Consider the following 17,449-nt stretch of genomic DNA (forward strand, 5'->3'; position numbering starts at 1 on the left):
GAACCCATATCAGCCGTTACCCAAGTAACGGATATGTACACGATCAAAGGCCATCTATGGAAAAGTCAAAGTTACGCAAGCTGGGAATGCTAACGGTATTAGCCGTAGCCATCGGCCTACTCATCTACACCGTCCAAGCCCCCGCCGACGCCCCCCAATACCTCACCGCCACCGCCGAACGCGGTGACATCGAAAACGCCGTCCTGGCCACCGGCCTGCTCGAAGGCATCAAACAGGTCGACGTCGGCGCCCAAGTCTCCGGCCAGCTCAAATCCCTCAAAGTCAAAGTCGGCGACAAGGTCAAGAAGGGCCAATGGCTCGCCGAAATCGACCCCTTGATCCTGCAGAACACCCTGCGCAAAGCCCAGGTCGACGAAGAAAACCTCCAGGCCCAACGCCGCGCCACGGCCGCCCAACTCAAGCAAGCCAAGTCCGTGTACGAGCGCTACAAAGGCCTGCAAATCGACGAATCGGTCTCCCGCCAGGACTTCGAGGACGCCGAATCCACCTATCAGGTGCAACAGGCCAACCTGCTGTCCCTGGACGCACAGATCAAAAGCGCCCACATCCAGATCGACACTGCCAAGGTCAACCTGGCCTACACCCGCATCGTCGCGCCCATCGACGGCGATGTAGTGGGCATCGTCACCCAGGAAGGCCAGACCGTGATCGCCAGCCAACTGGCGCCGGTCCTGCTCAAGCTCGCAGACCTGGACACTATGACCGTCAAGGCCCAGGTCTCCGAGGCCGATGTGATTCACATCAGCCCGGGCCAGCAGGTGTACTTCACCATCCTCGGCGAGGCGGACAAACGCTACTACGCCAAGCTGCGTGGCACTGAACCGGCGCCGCAGAACTTCCTCGAAACCCAGCCCGCCGGCACGCCCAAGCAGAACACGGCGGTGTTCTACAACGCGTTGTTCGACGTGCCCAACCCCGATCATCGCTTGCGCATCGCCATGACGGCCCAGGTGCGCATCGTGCTCGACACCGCCCAGGCGGCGCTGATGGTGCCGGTGGCGGCGCTGGGGCCGCGCAACAACGATGGCACCTACTCGGTGCGGGTGCTCGACGCCAAGGGCAAGGCGGTGTCGCGGGAGGTGAAAACCGGCATCAATAACAACGTCAAGGTGCAGGTGCTCGAAGGCCTGGCCGAAGGTGACAACGTGGTGATCGGCGACGCCACGCCGGCCGTGGCGGGGAATTGATCGATGACCCAGCCACTGTTGGAGCTCAAGGGCATCACCCGCAGTTTCATGGCCGGCGAGCGCGAGTTCATTGCGCTCAAGGGCATCGACCTGACGATCGAGGCCGGGGAGATGGTCGCGATCATCGGCGCCTCGGGGTCGGGCAAGTCCACCCTGATGAACATCCTCGGCGGCCTGGATTACGCCACGGCCGGCAGCTACAAGATCAACGGCATCGAAACCCGTTCCCTGGGCGATGAACAACTGGCGGAACTGCGCCGCGACTACTTCGGTTTTATCTTCCAGCGCTACCACCTGCTGGCGCACTTGAGTGCCTTGCACAACGTGGAAATGCCGGCGATCTATGCCGGCACGCCGGAAACCGCGCGCCACAGCCGCGCACGGGAGCTGCTTGCACGCCTGGGCCTGGCGGGGCACACCACCCACCGACCCAGCCAGTTGTCGGGCGGGCAGCAACAGCGGGTGAGTATTGCCCGGGCCTTGATGAACGGCGGGGAAGTGATCCTGGCCGATGAACCCACCGGCGCCCTCGATACCCACAGCGGCAAGGAGGTGATGCGTATCCTCGCCGAGCTGCACGCGGCCGGGCACACGGTGATCATCGTCACCCACGACCCCAAGGTGGCCGCCAATGCCCAGCGCATTGTCGAGGTGTGCGATGGCGAGATCGTCAGTGACAAGGCCAACGACAGCGTCGGGCTGGAGCTGAACACTGAGGCGCCCATCGAGCCCAAGCGCAGCGGAGCCCGGCGTTTGGTGGCCAGCCTGGGGTTGTTCAAGGAAGCGTTCAACATGGCCTGGGTCGCGCTGGTGTCCCACCGCATGCGCACGCTGCTGACCATGCTCGGGATCGTCATCGGTATCACCTCGGTGGTGTCGATCTCGGCCATCGGCGAAGGGGCCAAGCGCTATGTGCTCAAGGACATCCAGGCGATCGGCAGCAACACCATCGACATCTTTTCCGGCACCAGTTTTGGCGACAGCCGTGCCTCGGCCATCGAGACCTTGATGCCGTCGGATGTGGAGGCGCTGAACCAGCTGTATTACGTCGACAGCGCCACGCCGGTGGTGGGCCGCAACCTGTTGCTGCGCTTTGGCAACATCGACCTGGATGCGCAGGTCAACGGCGTGAGCGACCGCTACTTCAAGGTCAAGGGCCTCAAGCTCGAGGCCGGTATTGCCTTCAGCGAAAGCGATGCGCGGCGCCAGGCCCAGGTGGTGGTGATCGACCACAACACCCGCCAGCGCCTGTTCGGTCCGAACATCGACCCTCTCGGCCAGGTGATCCTGGTGGGGAACCTGCCGTGCACGGTGATCGGGGTGACGGCCGACAACAAAAACATGTTCGCCGCGAGCAAGGCGTTGAACGTGTGGGTGCCCTATGAAACGGCGGCAGGAAGGCTGCTGGGGCAACGCCACTTGGACAGCATCACCGTGCGCATCAAGGACGGCCAGCCGAGCAAGGTGGTGGAAGACAACGTCAACAAGCTGATGCTGCAACGCCACGGCACCAAGGACTTCTTCACCAATAACCTCGACAGCATCATGCAGACGGTGCAGAAAACCAGCCGTTCGCTGGCGTTGCTGTTGTCGTTGATTGCGGTGATTTCGTTGTTGGTGGGAGGCATCGGGGTGATGAACATCATGCTGGTGTCGGTGACTGAACGCACCCGTGAGATCGGCATCCGCATGGCGGTGGGCGCACGGCAGTCGGATATCCGTCAGCAGTTTCTGGTGGAAGCGGTGATGGTGTGCCTGATCGGCGGGATGATCGGCATCTCGCTGTCATTTGCCATTGGCTATTTGTTTTCGTTGTTCGTGAAGGAATGGGAAATGGTGTTTTCCCTGGGCTCGATCGTCACGGCGTTCGCCTGTTCGACGATGATCGGCATTGTGTTTGGCTTCGTGCCGGCACGAAACGCCGCACGCCTGGACCCGATCGAGGCATTGGCCCGGGATTGATACCTCCCAGGCACTGGATACTCAATGTGGGAGCGGGCTTGCTCGCGAAGGCGGCGTATCAGTCAACCGATTCATTCACTGATCCACCGCCTTCGCGAGCAAGCCCGCTCCTACATTTTAGATCTGCGTGGACTTAAAAACTGGCGGTTTCTTCAGTGGCATACATCCACCGCAACAACGAATGCCGCCCGCTGATCCCCAGCTTGATCGACGCGCGCTTGAGGTAGCTTTCGATGGTGTTGACCTTCAACGCCAGTTGCTCCGCCAATTCCGGTGCGGTACGCCCGGCCAGCAGGCCGACGCACACTTCCAGTTCACGGTTGGACAAGGTCAGCCCCGATTGCACCAGGCGTTCTTCAATGCGCCGGCGCAGGGTGTCGATGCCCTGGCTTTGCGGCACCTGCAGTTCGCTGTCGGTGCGGCACGGCTGGATGGCGGCGATGTGTTTTTCCACCATGGGCAGCAACAGCGAGGAAAAGTCCTGCAACATGCTGCGCTCCTGGGGCGAAAAGCTGTCGGACTGGCTCGCGCGGTACACCGACAGCACGTAGCGCATGTCGTCTTTGCGCCGCGTCAGGTGCAACTGCGCGGCGGGCTGTTCTTGCCCCAGCGCGGTCATCGAATCGGTGTACACAGGGCTGATCTTGCGGCGCAGTTGCCCTTCGGAACTCACCCGCAGCTGCGAGATATGCGTGGCGTCCACTGCCAGTTGGGTGAGGATGAGGTCATGCAGCATGCGTGGGAAATGGCGACTGCCGGTGCTGGCGATGACCTTGCCTATATGTGGGAACAGGTGTGAGTTCATCAATTCGTCCATGAGTTTCAAGTGCAGGCATTCGGCTATATAGCGACGGGGATTAAGAAGGTAGCAAGTGCGAATAACCCACAGTGATAATGCTCTCCGTCGGAACGTATGCTAGTACAGCCTGGCGAAAGGATGGGGATCCAATCTGCAAAAAAACCACTTTAAAAGCACAAAACGGTGGTCGGACCTGTCCGACCACCGTTTTGGGAAAACGCCGTGCTTGAGCACTATCTGACGGCGTGCGCGACCATCGCGGTATGACGCGGGGTTGTACGTGTGCATTTGGCCAGGGCTTGTTGCACATCTGCCAGCAAATCGGCGACATCTTCAAGCCCCACCGACAGGCGCACCAGGCCTTCACTGATGCCGTGGGCCGCGCGCTCCTCGGGCGTGTAGGTGGAGTGGGTCATGCTGGCGGGGTGCTGGGCCAGGGATTCGGCATCCCCCAGGCTGACCGCGCGGGTGAACAGTTTGAGTGCGTTCATGAAGCGCCGGCCAGTGTCGATCCCGCCCTTGAGTTCGAAGGCGATCATGCCGCCTGATTGGCTCATCTGCCGCGCCGCCAGGTCGTACTGGGCGAACGAGCGCAAGCCAGGGTAGGTGACGCTCGCAACAGCCGGATGGGCTTGCAGCGCCTCGGCCACGGCCAGGGCGTTGCTGCAATGGCGGTCCATGCGCAGCGCCAGGGTTTTCAGCCCGCGCATCAACAACGACGCATCCTGCGGCGACATCACGGCACCGGTCAGGTCCTTGAGCCCTTGCAGGCGGATACGCTGGGCCAGCGTGTGGCTGCTCACGGCGATGCCCGCCGTGATATCGCCATGGCCGCTGAGGTATTTGGTGGCCGAGTGCACCACCACATCCGCGCCCAGGTCCAGGGGGCGTTGCAGGTATGGGGTGCAGTAGGTGTTGTCGACCACCAGCGTGATGTTGCCGTGGGCGTGGGCGATGTCGGCCACGGCGGCAATGTCCACCAGTTGCAGGTTGGGGTTGGCCGGGGTTTCGCAATAGATCATGCGCGTGGCGGGGGAGAGCGCGGCACGCAGGGCGTCCAGGTCGGTGAGGTCGACGTGGCGCACCTTGATGCCGAATTCGCCAATACCGTGGTGCAGCAGTGCGAAGGTGCAGCCGTAGAGCGTTTGGCTGACGATCACCTCATCGCCGGGGCGCAGCAACGTCCAGAAGGTGGCGGCGATGGCGCCCATCCCGGAGCTGAACGCCACCGCCGCCTCGCCGTTTTCCAGGGTGGCCATGCGCGATTCCAGCAGCGCCAGGGTCGGGTTGGAAATGCGCGTATAGAAGTGGCCGTTGGCTTCGCCGGCAAAACACGCCGCGCCATATTCGGCGGTGGGAAAGGCAAAGGTTGCCGACAGGTAGGTGGGCGGCACGAGCGCGCCGTGGTGGTCCTTGGGGTCGTAGCCGTGGTGGATGGCGCGGGTGGAAAAGCCGAATGCATTGTGTTTATTGTTCATGTCGGACGCTCCTTATTTCCTACAATGCTATGCTCATAACCAGAGATGAACTTTGCAAAAAATGCGCACAAATCCCGCGTCCTGGGATGAATCTCCTATAAAAATAATGAATTGAGGCACGTTATGCCCGTGAGTCTGGACCGCACCGACAAAGCCCTGTTAAACGCCCTGCAGGGCAATGCTCGCCTCACCGTGGCCGAACTGGCCGACCGCGTTTCCCTGACCACCTCGCCCTGCTGGCGACGGGTGCGGAACCTGGAAGACAGCGGGGTGATCAGCGGCTACCAGGCGATCCTGTCGCCCAAGGCCCTGGGGTATGGGGTGACGGCCTTTGTCAGCATCATGATGGAAAGCCACACCCAGGAAATCGCCCGGAAGTTCGAGCAGCGGCTGCTGGAAATTCCGGAGATCGTGGCGTGCCACAACGTGTCGGGACGCTATGACTTTTTGCTCGAAGTGGTGGCCAAGGACCTGGAGTCGTTTGGCGAGTTTGCCCGCGAGGTGTTGCAGACCCTGCCGTGCGTCAAGGAGATCTATTCGAGCTTTTCCTACAAGTCGGTCCGGCCCTTGCGCGTGATCCCGTTGCCGGGATAAAGCTCAGCGAAAGAACTCCCCCGGTGTCGCCTCGAATTGTTGGCGAAACGCGTTGATAAACGCCGACGTCGACTCATACCCGCAGCCCAGCGCCACATCGGTCACCCGTTCGCCTTGCTCCAGGGCGGGCAGGGCGGTCAGCAAGCGCAGACGTTGGCGCCAGGCGCGAAACGTCAGGCCGGTGTCACTGAGGAACAAGCGGCTGAGGGTCTTCTCACTCACCCCCAGTTTCTGGCTCCACTGGCCCAGGGTGGTCTGCTGTTCCGGGTGCGCGTTGAGGCTGCGGTAGATCTGGCGCAGGCGCGGGTCCAGGGGCAGGGGCAGCATCAGGTCGACCTGAGGGGCGGCCGCCAGTTGGTCCAGCACCACCTGGGCCAGACGCCCGTCGGGTCCGTCTTCGGCGTACTCCACGGGCAACTCGCTGAAACTGCGGATCAACTCGCGCAACAGGCTGCTCACCTCCAGTACATGGCAGCGTTCGGCCGCCCAGGTGGTCACGCTGCAATCGAGGTACAGGCTGCGCATTTCAGTGTGGGGCGAACTGAACACCCGGTGCGGCACGCCTGCGGGGATCCACACCGCACGCTGGGGCGGCGCGACGAAGCGGCCGACGCTGGTCTGAATCTCCAGCACCCCGGAAATCGCGTAGGACAACTGCACCCACGGGTGGCTATGCCGACGGGTCAGCGCCCGGTTGGGCAGTGATTCGGTGCGCCCATACACCGGGCGTGGCAGGCTGGAAAGCCCAGGCACTGTGCGGCGGACGGTCTTGTCATGTCCTTTAGGCGGCATTTACTGGCTCATTGGCGTTAGTCGGTAACAAGCCGTTACGTTAGAGTCGCGAGGATGCTCTTGGCAACCCCTGGAAGATTTGCTTATGACCCGCCCGCGTTTTCTGCCTGACAACTTCACCCTGACATTGATTGCCACGGTGATCCTCGCCTCCTTGCTGCCCGCCAGCGGCCAGACCGCCGTGGCCTTTGGCTGGGTCACCAACCTGGCCATCGCGCTGCTGTTTTTCCTGCACGGCGCCAAGCTGTCGCGCCAGGCCATCGTGGCCGGTGCCGGCCACTGGCGCCTGCACCTGCTGGTATTCAGCCTGACCTTTGTACTGTTCCCGCTGCTGGGCCTTGCGCTCAAGCCGGTGCTGTCGCCGCTGATCGGCAAAGACCTGTACATGGGCATGCTCTACCTGTGCGCGTTGCCGGCCACGGTGCAATCGGCGATTGCCTTTACCTCCCTGGCGCGGGGCAATATCCCGGCGGCCATCTGCAGCGCAGCGGCCTCCAGCCTGTTCGGGATTTTCCTGACGCCGCTGCTGGTCACCCTGTTGCTCAACGTGCATGGCGATGGCGGTTCGACCGTCGACGCGATCCTGAAAATCAGTGTGCAACTGCTGCTGCCCTTTATTGCCGGGCAGATCGCCCGTCGCTGGATCGGCGAGTGGGTCGGCCGCAACAAGGCCTGGCTGAAATTTGTCGATCAGGGTTCGATCCTGTTGGTGGTGTACGGCGCGTTCAGCGAGGCGGTCAATGAAGGCATCTGGCACCAGATCCCGCTGTGGGAACTGGGTGGCCTGGTGGTGGCGTGCTGTGTGTTGCTGGTCCTGGTGCTGGTGGCGTCGACGCTGCTGGGCAAGGCCTTTGGTTTTAACCAGGAAGACCGCATCACCATCCTGTTCTGTGGCTCGAAGAAGAGCCTGGCGACCGGTGTGCCGATGGCTCAGGTGCTGTTTGCCGGGGCGACCATGGGCGTGCTGATTCTGCCGCTGATGCTGTTCCACCAGATCCAGCTGATGGTCTGCGCCGCCCTGGCGCAGCGCTATGCCAAGCGGCCGGAGTCGATTCCGGAACTGATGGCGCAGGTTGATCCTTAATGAGGTCTTGGGAAATTTCCTACGTATAGGTGGGACGTTTCCCTTATAGATCAAGACTATTCCCGGCCACTATTACCCCATTCGCACCCGCAAAGTGGTTGGTAAGCATGGACTCTTCCCCCGTCAAACCCTTGCCCAGTGAGCTGGAGATCCAGCGTGGCCTGGCCCTGGGTGAGTTTCGCGCCTGGTTCCAACCCAAGTTCTTCATGCACACCGGCCAACTGGCGGGCGTGGAGGCCTTGGTGCGTTGGGAACACCCGGCGCGGGGCGTGCTGTTGCCCGAAGACTTCCTGGCCGCCGTGCTGGCCTACGACCTGATCGACGACATGTTCAAGCAATTGCTCGAACAGGGGCTGAGCCTGCTCGGCGTGTTGCGCCGCCAGTCCATAGCGCTGGAGCTGGCGTTCAACCTGCACGCTTCGCAATTGCTCGGTGGCGCCCTGGTCGCTCACATCCAGTGGGCCCTTGGGCAGCACGGGTTTTCCGGTTCTTCCCTGGTGTTCGAATTTGCCGAGAACGGTTTGCTGAACGCCTCGCCGGCGGTCCAGGAAAACCTGCTGCGCCTGCGTATGCTGGGCTGCGGCTTGGCCATCGACGACTTCGGCAACGGATTTTCCTCCCTCAAGTTGCTCTGTCAACTGCCCTTCAACCAACTCAAGCTCGACGGTGGCTTTGTGCGCCACAGCCCCAGCCTGGTCAGCAGCACCCTGGCACTCTCGCGGTTCCTGGGCATGGGCCTGGTGATCGAGGGCGTCAGCAACCCGCAGATCCGGGACGGCGTGCTGGCCCTGGGCTGCGAGCTGGGCCAGGGGTTTTACCTGGCGCGGCCCATGGCGGGCTACCGTTTGCTACCTTGGCTGGAAGCGCAGGCGTCCGGCTATTCAAAGTTCTAAGAAATTTCCTACACTCAGGTCGCGCTCGTGTATTTTGTGGCGGCGTGTCTCACAGGGGTTGTTATGTTTAAAGCGTTAGTCGTGGACGATCATCCGTTTATTCGCTCCTCGGTGAAGATGCTCCTCAAGCAGGAAGGCTTCGAGGTGGTGGCCGAGGCCGACAATGGCGCCGACGCGGTGCAGTTGGCCCGTGAACACGAGCCTGAACTGATCGTGCTGGATATCGCCATGCCCAAGCTCGATGGCCTGGAAGTGATCGCGCGCATTTGCGGCCTGGGCCTGCGGTGCAAGATCCTGGTGCTGACCTCGCAGTCGCCGCTGTTCTATTCCATGCGCTGCATGAAGGCCGGCGCGGCGGGGTATATCTCCAAGACCAACGACCTGGATGAGCTGATCAAGGCGATCAAGGCGGTCATGGGTGGCTACACGTTCTTCCCCAACCTGGCCCACAGCTCGGTGCGCCGCAGTGACGCCGAAACCACCGACCTGGAATTGATCCAGACCCTGTCCGACCGCGAGCTGACCATTTTGCAGCAGCTGTCCCAGGGCTTGAGCAACAAGGAAATCGGCGACGCGATGCTGCTCAGCAACAAGACCATCAGCACCTACAAGACGCGCCTGATCGAGAAGCTCAAGGTCAAATCGGTGGTGTACCTGGCCGATTTCGCCAAGCGCAATAACCTGGTCTGAATGAACATGTCCTCGCGTAAATGGCTGATGGGCTTGCTGCTCGCCGGCACCCTGAATGGTGCCGTGCTGGCGGCCGCACCGGCCGATACCTATCAGGTCCTGGGCCGCTCCCATGTGTCGGAGTACGCGGTCTCGCTCGCCGAGCAGGACTGGAGCTGGCTGCGCAGCAAACGCACCCTGGTGCTGGGCGCGTCCGCCCCGGATTATTCGCCGTTTGGCATGACCACCAATGGCCGCGATTACGAAGGCATCACCGCCGACTACGCCACCCTGCTCAGCGAACTACTGCGTACACCGGTGGAGGTGCACCGCTTTGCGTCCCGGGCCGATGTGATCGAGGCGCTCAAGCGCGGCGAGGTGGATTTTCTCGGCACCGCCAATGGGTTTGAGCAGGCCGACCATGACCTGCTGATGTCGACCTCCTACGCCGAGGACCAGCCAACCCTGGTGACCCAGGTCGCCAACAGCCAGACCCTGACCGAGGACCTGGCCGGCAAGAAGATCGCGATGCTCTACCACTACCTGCCGCCGCAGGCCGTCGAGGCGTTCTACCCCAAGGCCACCTTGCAACTCTATCCCTCGACGTTGAGCGCAATCGGCGCCGTGGCCTTCGGCAATGCCGACGTGTACCTGGGCGACTCTATCAGCGCCCAGTACCTGATCAACAAGAACTACTTGAACAACGTGCAGCTGGCCGACTTCTCGCGGATGGAGGTCAGCAACTTCTCGTTTGCAGTGGCCCAGGGCAACCGCCGCTTGTTGCACATCATCAATACCGCGCTGGCGGCGATCCCCCAGGGCGAGCGCATGACCATCCTGCGCCGCTGGAGCGCGGGCGGTGGCAGCATGCCAGGGCGCACCGCACTGAATTTCAGCGCCAGCGAGCTGCGCTGGATGGCCGCGCACGCCCATGTGAGGGTGTCGGTCGACGACAGCTTTGTGCCGTTCTCGTTTTTCAACGAAGACGGCGAATTCCGTGGCATCAGCGCCGATGTGCTGGCCAAGGTCGCGCTGCGCACCGGCTTGAAGTTCGATGTACGCAGCACGCAGTCGGTGGCAGGCATGATCGAGCAGATCCGCACGGACAAGGCCGATCTGTTGATTACCGTCACCCCCAGCCAATCCCGTGAAAGCCAGATGCGCTTCACGCGGCCTTACTTGAGCACCCCTTACGTGCTGGTCAGCCGCACCGGCCCGGACAGCCCGGCCACCCTGGATGACATGGCCGGCAAGCGCCTGGCCGTGATCACCGGTAACCCGGTGCGCGACCAGTTGCTGGGTGAGTACCCGAATATCACCCTGGTCAACGCGCAGAACGCCCAGCAAGCCATGGCCCAAGTGGCCAATGGCGAGGCTGATGCGGCGGTCAATTCGTTGATCACGGCGCGCTACATGATCTCGCGCCAATACCGCGACCGGTTGCGCATCACCACCACGGTCGGCACCGAATCGGCGCGGGTTGCGTTCGCCACGTCGCGCGGTGCGCTGGAGCTGTATTCGATCCTGGAGAAAGCGCTGCTGAGCATCCCGCCGGAGGAGATGGACGAAGTCACCAACCGTTGGCGCAGTGAAATTGCCGTGGATGACAGCTACTGGCTGCGCAACCGTGCGCTGATCCTGCAAGGCTTTGCCGTTGCCGCGATCTTGCTGCTGGTGGCGTTCGGCTGGATCGCCTACCTGCGCATGTTGATGCGCCAGCGCAAACAGGCGCAGATCGCGTTGAATGACCAGATGGAGTTCATGCGCGTGTTGATCGACGGCACGCCGCATCCTATTTATGTGCGTGACCGTGAAGGGCGACTGCGCATCTGCAACAGCGGTTACCTGGACGTCTTCGGCGTGGAGCGTGACACCGTGCTCGGCAAGACGGTGGTCGAAGGCGTGCTCAAGCGCGCCGACGAAGCCGCCGCCTACCACGAAGACTATTTGCAGGTGATGGCCGACGGCGTACCCCGGGTGCAGGACCGTCGCTTGACCATGGGGCCGGACAACGTGCTGACCATCTACCACTGGATGCTGCCGTATCGCGGCAGTGACGGTGAAGTCAGCGGCATGATCGGCGGCTGGATCGACATCAGCGAACGCCAGCATTTGCTCGAAGCCCTGCGTGAAGCCAAGGAAGGCGCCGACGCGGCCAATCGGGCCAAGACCACGTTCCTGGCAACCATGAGCCATGAAATCCGCACGCCGATGAACGCGATCATTGGCATGCTCGAACTGGCGATGAAAAAGGCCGACCAGGGCGTCACCGACCGTTTCTCCATCGAAGTGGCGTCGGGTGCGGCTCGCGGCCTGCTGGACCTGATCGGCGATATCCTCGACATCGCGCGCATCGAATCCGGTCGCCTGTCCCTGGCACCGGAGCGCGCCAACCTGCGCGAGCTGGTGGAATCGGTGGCGCGGATTTTCGAAGGGCTGGCGCGGCAGAAACAGCTGCAGTTGATCCTCGACCTGGATGCCAGTATCAACCGTGAGGTGCTGGTGGACCCGCTGCGCTTCAAGCAGATTGCCTCCAACCTGTTGAGCAATGCGATCAAGTTCACCGGCCAAGGCCAGGTGCGCCTGCGGGTCAGCGCCGAACCTGGCGCCGATGACGAGCGCCTGGCGATCTGCCTGCGAGTGGAGGACACCGGCAGCGGTATTTCCAACGAAGACCAGCAGCGTCTGTTCAGCCCGTTTGCCCAGGCCAGCAACCATGGGCAGTCGGCGCGCGGAGGCTCTGGCCTGGGCCTGATGATCAGCCGTACGTTGTGCGAAATGATGGGCGGCAGCCTGGTGCTGCACAGTGTGCTGGGGCAGGGCACCCAAGTGGAAATGCGCGCCAGCTTGCCGACCCTGGCGGCGCTGGAACATGCGCCGGCTGCCGAGCCGATGCAGATGCCGGCGTCCCAGGCGCTGAAGGTGCTGGTGATCGACGATTACCCGGCCAACCGTCTGTTGCTCACCCAGCAACTGCACTACCTCGGCCACCGTGTGGTGGATGCCGAGGACGGCGCCCATGGTTTGCGGGCCTGGCGTGCAGAGCATTTCGACGTGGTCATCACCGACTGCAATATGCCGTTGATGAATGGCTATGAACTGGCCCGGGCGATCCGTGACGAAGAGCGTTCCCGGGGCCTGCAATCCGGGCTGATCCTCGGCCTGACCGCCAATGCCCAGCCCGAGGAAAAAGACCGCTGCCTGGCGGCGGGCATGGATGATTGCCTGTTCAAGCCCATCAGCCTGCAGGACCTGAGCGCACGCCTGACCTCCCTGACCCCGGAAAGCGTGCCGGCACCGGTCGAGGCCTTGCCGGACGACATCGACCTCACCAGCCTGGAACAACTCAGCCGGGGCGACGAGGCCTCGATCAGAAGCCTGCTGCACGACCTGGCCACCAGCAACCAGCAGGACATGTCCCGCTTGATGCAGCTGTTCACCCAGCACGACGTCACCGGCCTGGCCGACCTGGCGCACCGGGTCAAGGGCGGCGCACGGATCATCAAGGCGCAACGCCTGATCCAGGCCTGCGAAGCCCTGGAAGCCGCCTGCGAAGGGCTCAATTCGGCGGTCTTGACCGACGCCGTCGACACCTTGCAACAAGCCATGGAACAACTCGAACACCACCTCGACACCTACCTGGCTTGTAGTGAGCGAGCTAGCCTCGCGCCCCAGGCGCCGCGTACTTCCTGAAAAACCACGGCGCCCAAATTGGCGCCGCCACACGCCTGTAGTGAGCGAGCTTGCCTCGCGCCCCGGACACCGCGCACTCCCTGAAAAAACACGACACCCGAATTGGGGCGGCTTCGCCACCCGGCGCGGGGCAAGCCCGCTCACTACAGTGTGTGGTGTGGGAAATTTCCTACGTGTTGCGGGGATGGGGACTACATGGTTGGGTAATTCCGAGGCGGAAAATAAATCACGTCGACACAGCAGATGCTTTGTTTATTTCAGGCGCGTATCCGGCGCCTGGCAACTCATCCGTGCATGGCGACAGTGATTAAAACTTTCCCCTTGGAGTTGCACCATGAAGATCAAAGCCCTCTCGCTCGCAGCCCTGGTTTGCGCCACCGGCGCCCAGTTCGCCAATGCTGCCGATGGCACTATCAATTTCAACGGTGAGCTGGTCAACCAGACCTGCACCATCGCCGTTGACGGTGTTGTCAGCCCGGCCGTCGCTACCGTGACCCTGCCGACCATCTCTACCGGCCTGCTGACCGCTGCCGGCCAGGCCGAAGGCCGTACCGGTTTCAACATCCAGTTGAGCAACTGCGTCGGTTCTGCCGCCACGGCTGCGGCGTTCTTCAACTCGGGCGCCACTGTGGACCCGGTCACCGGCAACTTGAACAACATGACCGGCACCGCCACCAATGTGCAGCTGCAACTGGTCGACGCCCAAGGCGGCGCGGTGATCCAGGCCGGTAACACCAACCAGCTCACCCGCACCACCCGCAACACCATCGACGCCAGCGGCACGGCGAACATGCCGTACGCCGTGCAGTACTTCGCCACCGGCACCACCACCGCCGGCACCGTGGTCAGCTCCATCACGTACAACGTCGACTACCAGTAAGCCCCAGTCACATCTGCGCGCGGCCTGTGCGGCGCGCCGATGTGCGGCTGATGAGGTGTGTTATGTCCTGCCTGAAAATGCTCCGCCGTAGCGCATGTGTGGCCCTCGCCACGTTGGTCTGTTCCCAGGCCATGGCCGGTGTGGTGATCACCGGCACCCGTTTGGTCTACCCCGCGGGCCAGAAGGAAATCACCGTCAAATTGAACAACAACGGGATGCACCCCGCGCTGGTCCAGGCCTGGGTGGATACCGGTGATATCAACGCCAGTCCCACCAGTTCCAAGGCACCGTTCGTGCTGTCGCCGCCGGTGTCGCGCATCGACCCGAGCAAGGGCCAGAGCCTGCGCCTGATGTTCACCGGCGCGCCGTTGGCCAGCGATAAAGAGTCGGTGTACTGGCTCAACATCCTGGAAATCCCGCCCAAGGCCGATGGCCCGGTGGACCTCAATATGCTGCAGATGGCGTTTCGCTCGCGGATCAAGATTTTCTACCGCCCCGATGGCCTGCCGGGCAGTGCCACCGAGGCACCCGCCGGGCTGCAATGGAAGGTCGTCCCGCAGGGCCAGGGCTATGCGCTGCAGGCCTACAACCCGAGCGCGTTCCATGTGTCGCTGGTGGAACTGACCCTCGCGACCGGCAACCAGCGCTTCGACGGTGAGAACGGCATGGTCGACCCGGGTGCGACCCGCGTGTTTGCGGTCAATGGCCTCAAGGCCTTGCCCGGCGCAGGCCAGGTCGAGTTCAACGCCATCAACGATTACGGCGCCCTGATGCCGATGCAACAACCGCTCAAGCCCTGACTCCCATCGCGCACGAGTAACTGACCATGACTATTCCAGGCCTGGGCCACGGCCCGCAGGCGCAACCGCGCTTTGCCCTCAACCCGCTCGCAGTGGGTGTCATCACCGCGCTGGTAGGGTGCCTGGCGCCGTCGGCGTGGGCTGAAGACGTGCAGTTCAACGACGCCTTCCTGCCCGAGGACTCCCGCAGCCTCGACCTCACCGCGTACCAGAAGAGCAACCCGGTGCTGCCGGGTGACTATCGGGCGGACGTGGCGGTCAACGGCAACCTGGTCAGCCGTCAGGACATCCGTATCAACGCCGATGCCGACGGCAGCCACCCCGTGGTGTGTTTCAACAGCGGCCTGCTGCAACTGATTGGCGTGGACATGCACAAGCTGTCGGCCCACGCGAGCGCCGCCCTGGAGAGCGGCGCCACGTGCCTGGACCTGGGCCAGTTGATCGAAGGCGCCACCGCGACCTTTTCGCCGGACAACCAGCAGTTGGATATCAGCATTCCGCAGGTGGCCTTGCGCCGGGACGCCCGTGGGTATGTCAGCCCTGAACTGTGGGACCGTGGCGTCACGGCCGGCACCTTGAGCTACACCTTCAACGCCAACCACAATAAGACCGACTTCGGCACCTACGACTCGGCCTACCTGGGCCTGAATGCCGGCTTGAACCTGGGCGACTGGCGCCTGCGCCACAACGGCTCGCTCAATTGGCAGAAGGACGCGGGCCAGGATTACCAGACCCTCAACACCTACGCCCAGCGCGACGTGACAAGCCTGCAAAGCCAGCTGACCGTGGGCGAGGCCAATACCAGTGGCGAGATCTTCGACACCCTGGCCTATCGCGGCGTGCAGCTGGGCACCGATGACCGTATGTTGCCCGAATCCCAGCGCGGCTACGCACCGGTGATCCGAGGCATTGCCCGCACCGGGGCACGGGTGGCGGTGCGCCAGGCCGGCAACCTGCTCTACGAAACCACGGTGGCGCCGGGCGCCTTCGTGATCGACGACCTATACGCCACCGGCTATGGCGGCGACCTGGACGTGACCGTGTACGAGGCCGATGGCAGCGAACAACGCTTTGTCGTGCCTTACGCCGCCACCGCCCAATTGCTGCGCCCTGGCACCTCGCGCTTCAGCGTGACCGCCGGTGAAACCCGCAGCAACTACCTCGACCGCCAGGCCAGGCTGGTGCAAGGCACCTACCAACTGGGCCTGAGCAATATCTTCACCGGCTACGGCGGCGTACAGGGCAGCGACGACTATCGCGCGCTGCTCGGCGGGTTGGCGTTCGGCACGCCGATTGGCGCCATGGCCGTGGACGTGACCCAGGCCCAGACCGACCTCAAGAGCGGCCAGGCCAAAGGGCAGAGCGTGCGCATGAGCTACAGCAAGAACATCCTCAGCACCGGCAGCAACTTCGCCGTGGCGGCCACGCGTTTTTCCACCCAGGACTACCTGGATTTCACCAACGCGATGCAACTGCTGGACGCCGAGCGCACGGGCCTGGATACCAGCCTGTTCGGGCGCCCGCGCAGCCGTGTGTCGCTTACCGCCAACCAGAGCCTCGGCCCGTGGGGCCAGGTGGCGTTCAGCGGCTTTACCCAGAATTACTGGAACCAGCCGGGCCGCGATGTGCAATACCAGTTCAGCTACAGCAAGCAGGTGCGCCAGGTCAGCTATGGCATCAGTGCCAACCGCAGCCGTGTCGGCCTGGGCGAGATGGACACCAGCCTGTTGTTCACCGTGAGCATGCCCCTGGAGTTCGGCAAGTCCACCCGTCAGCCGCAACTGTCGGCGCGGGTCATGCGTGACACCCAGGGCACCTACAGCGAGCAGGCGACCCTCAGCGGCACCGCTGGCGAGGATCGTCAGTATCAATACAGCCTCACCGGTGGCCATGAAGGCGCCAGCGGTGCCAACAGCACCTCGGTCAACGGCCAATACATCGGGCCCAAGGCGGTTGTCGGCGGCACGGTCAGCCGTGGGCAGGGCTACGACAGCCTGTCGCTGAACGCCAGCGGCAGCGTGGTGGCCCACCCCGAGGGGGTGACGTTTACCCCGTATCGCGGCGAAACCATGGCCGTGATCAGCGCCCCAGGTGCCCAGGGCGCCAAGGTGGTCGGCTTCCCGGGTCTCAAGCTCGATGGCCGGGGCAATGCGGTGGTGCCTTACCTGCGCCCCTATGAATTGAACGAAGTGGCGATCGACCCGATCGGCTCTTCCCTGGACGTGGAGCTCACCGAAACCAGCCAGCAAGTCGCGCCGCGTGCCGGTGCGGTGGTGGCCCTCAAGTACGGCACCAGCACCGGTGAAGCCCTGTTGCTCAACGTGACGCTCACCGATGGCAGTGCGCTGCCGTTCGGCGCCAGCGTGACCGATGACCGGGGCGTGTCCGTGGGCGTGGTGGGGCAGGGTGGTCAGCTGTATGCGCGGGTCAAGGACGATGCACGGCGTTTGTTGATCAGTTGGGGAACCAAGGCCGGCCAGCAGTGTGCGTTGCCGCTGCCCGCCGGCAAAAGTGACGGCCAGCAACTGCGCCAGCTGGATGTGGTGTGTGCGGCGCCAACGGACATGTCGCGGCTCAACGCTGCGCGGTCGAACTGA

The 17,449-nt window shown here is 63.0% G+C and carries 13 protein-coding genes; 10 read left to right on the forward strand and 3 right to left on the reverse strand.

Going from position 1 to position 17,449, the window contains the following annotated elements; genetic code table 11:
• The first annotated feature begins 56 nt into the window (after nucleotides 1-56).
• Both macA and HX803_RS21185 read left to right on the forward strand, forming a co-directional pair.
• Nucleotides 57-1,208: a macrolide transporter subunit MacA gene (gene macA / locus HX803_RS21180; RefSeq protein ID WP_178923230.1), complete on the forward strand. Its 1,152-nt coding sequence runs from the start codon at nucleotides 57-59 to the stop codon at nucleotides 1,206-1,208.
• 3 nt (nucleotides 1,209-1,211) lie between these two features.
• On the forward strand, nucleotides 1,212-3,170 hold the full coding sequence (locus tag HX803_RS21185) for a MacB family efflux pump subunit (RefSeq protein WP_178923232.1): 1,959 nt from the start codon (nucleotides 1,212-1,214) through the stop codon (nucleotides 3,168-3,170).
• A 133-nt stretch (nucleotides 3,171-3,303) separates the two neighbouring features.
• On the opposite strand, the gene HX803_RS21190 is transcribed toward HX803_RS21185, so the two are convergent.
• Together HX803_RS21190 and HX803_RS21195 are read right to left on the reverse strand one after the other, a co-directional pair.
• A complete protein-coding gene (locus tag HX803_RS21190) occupies nucleotides 3,304-3,975 on the reverse strand; it encodes a response regulator transcription factor (protein WP_178923234.1) in 672 nt (223 codons plus the stop codon).
• 227 nt (nucleotides 3,976-4,202) lie between these two features.
• A complete protein-coding gene (locus HX803_RS21195; RefSeq protein WP_178923236.1) occupies nucleotides 4,203-5,447 on the reverse strand; it encodes a methionine gamma-lyase in 1,245 nt (414 codons plus the stop codon).
• A gap of 123 nt (nucleotides 5,448-5,570) precedes the next feature.
• Between HX803_RS21195 and HX803_RS21200 the strand changes: the two genes are divergently transcribed.
• Entirely contained in the window at nucleotides 5,571-6,041 is a 471-nt protein-coding gene (locus tag HX803_RS21200) for an Lrp/AsnC family transcriptional regulator (RefSeq protein ID WP_178923238.1), read from the forward strand.
• Between the two features lie 3 nt (nucleotides 6,042-6,044).
• Here HX803_RS21200 and HX803_RS21205 read toward each other — a convergent pair whose 3' ends face one another.
• Entirely contained in the window at nucleotides 6,045-6,833 is a 789-nt protein-coding gene (locus HX803_RS21205) for a helix-turn-helix domain-containing protein (protein ID WP_178923240.1), read from the reverse strand.
• An 85-nt stretch (nucleotides 6,834-6,918) separates the two neighbouring features.
• Between HX803_RS21205 and HX803_RS21210 the strand changes: the two genes are divergently transcribed.
• The 7 genes from HX803_RS21210 to HX803_RS21240 all read left to right on the forward strand — a co-directional run bounded on the left by HX803_RS21210 (nucleotide 6,919) and on the right by HX803_RS21240 (nucleotide 17,449).
• Nucleotides 6,919-7,917 carry a bile acid:sodium symporter family protein gene (locus HX803_RS21210; protein WP_178923242.1) on the forward strand — a complete coding sequence of 333 codons (999 nt, stop codon included), beginning with the start codon at nucleotides 6,919-6,921 and terminating at the stop codon, nucleotides 7,915-7,917.
• Between the two features lie 107 nt (nucleotides 7,918-8,024).
• Complete coding sequence (locus HX803_RS21215; RefSeq protein ID WP_178923243.1) at nucleotides 8,025-8,810, forward strand: EAL domain-containing protein; 786 nt, start codon at nucleotides 8,025-8,027, stop codon at nucleotides 8,808-8,810.
• 63 nt (nucleotides 8,811-8,873) lie between these two features.
• Nucleotides 8,874-9,500 (forward strand): response regulator transcription factor, encoded by a 627-nt coding sequence (locus tag HX803_RS21220; protein WP_178923245.1) that lies wholly within the window; start codon nucleotides 8,874-8,876, stop codon nucleotides 9,498-9,500.
• Entirely contained in the window at nucleotides 9,501-13,172 is a 3,672-nt protein-coding gene (locus tag HX803_RS21225; protein ID WP_372339934.1) for a transporter substrate-binding domain-containing protein, read from the forward strand.
• Nucleotides 13,173-13,506: 334 nt separating this feature from the next.
• A complete protein-coding gene (locus HX803_RS21230) occupies nucleotides 13,507-14,052 on the forward strand; it encodes a fimbrial protein (RefSeq protein ID WP_178923249.1) in 546 nt (181 codons plus the stop codon).
• Between the two features lie 62 nt (nucleotides 14,053-14,114).
• Entirely contained in the window at nucleotides 14,115-14,852 is a 738-nt protein-coding gene (locus HX803_RS21235) for a fimbria/pilus periplasmic chaperone (RefSeq protein WP_256732900.1), read from the forward strand.
• Between the two features lie 26 nt (nucleotides 14,853-14,878).
• Entirely contained in the window at nucleotides 14,879-17,449 is a 2,571-nt protein-coding gene (locus tag HX803_RS21240; RefSeq protein ID WP_178923251.1) for a fimbria/pilus outer membrane usher protein, read from the forward strand.

The sequence above is a fragment of the Pseudomonas sp. P7548 genome (genome assembly GCF_013386585.1).
In the GTDB taxonomy this organism is placed as follows: Bacteria; Pseudomonadota; Gammaproteobacteria; order Pseudomonadales; family Pseudomonadaceae; genus Aquipseudomonas.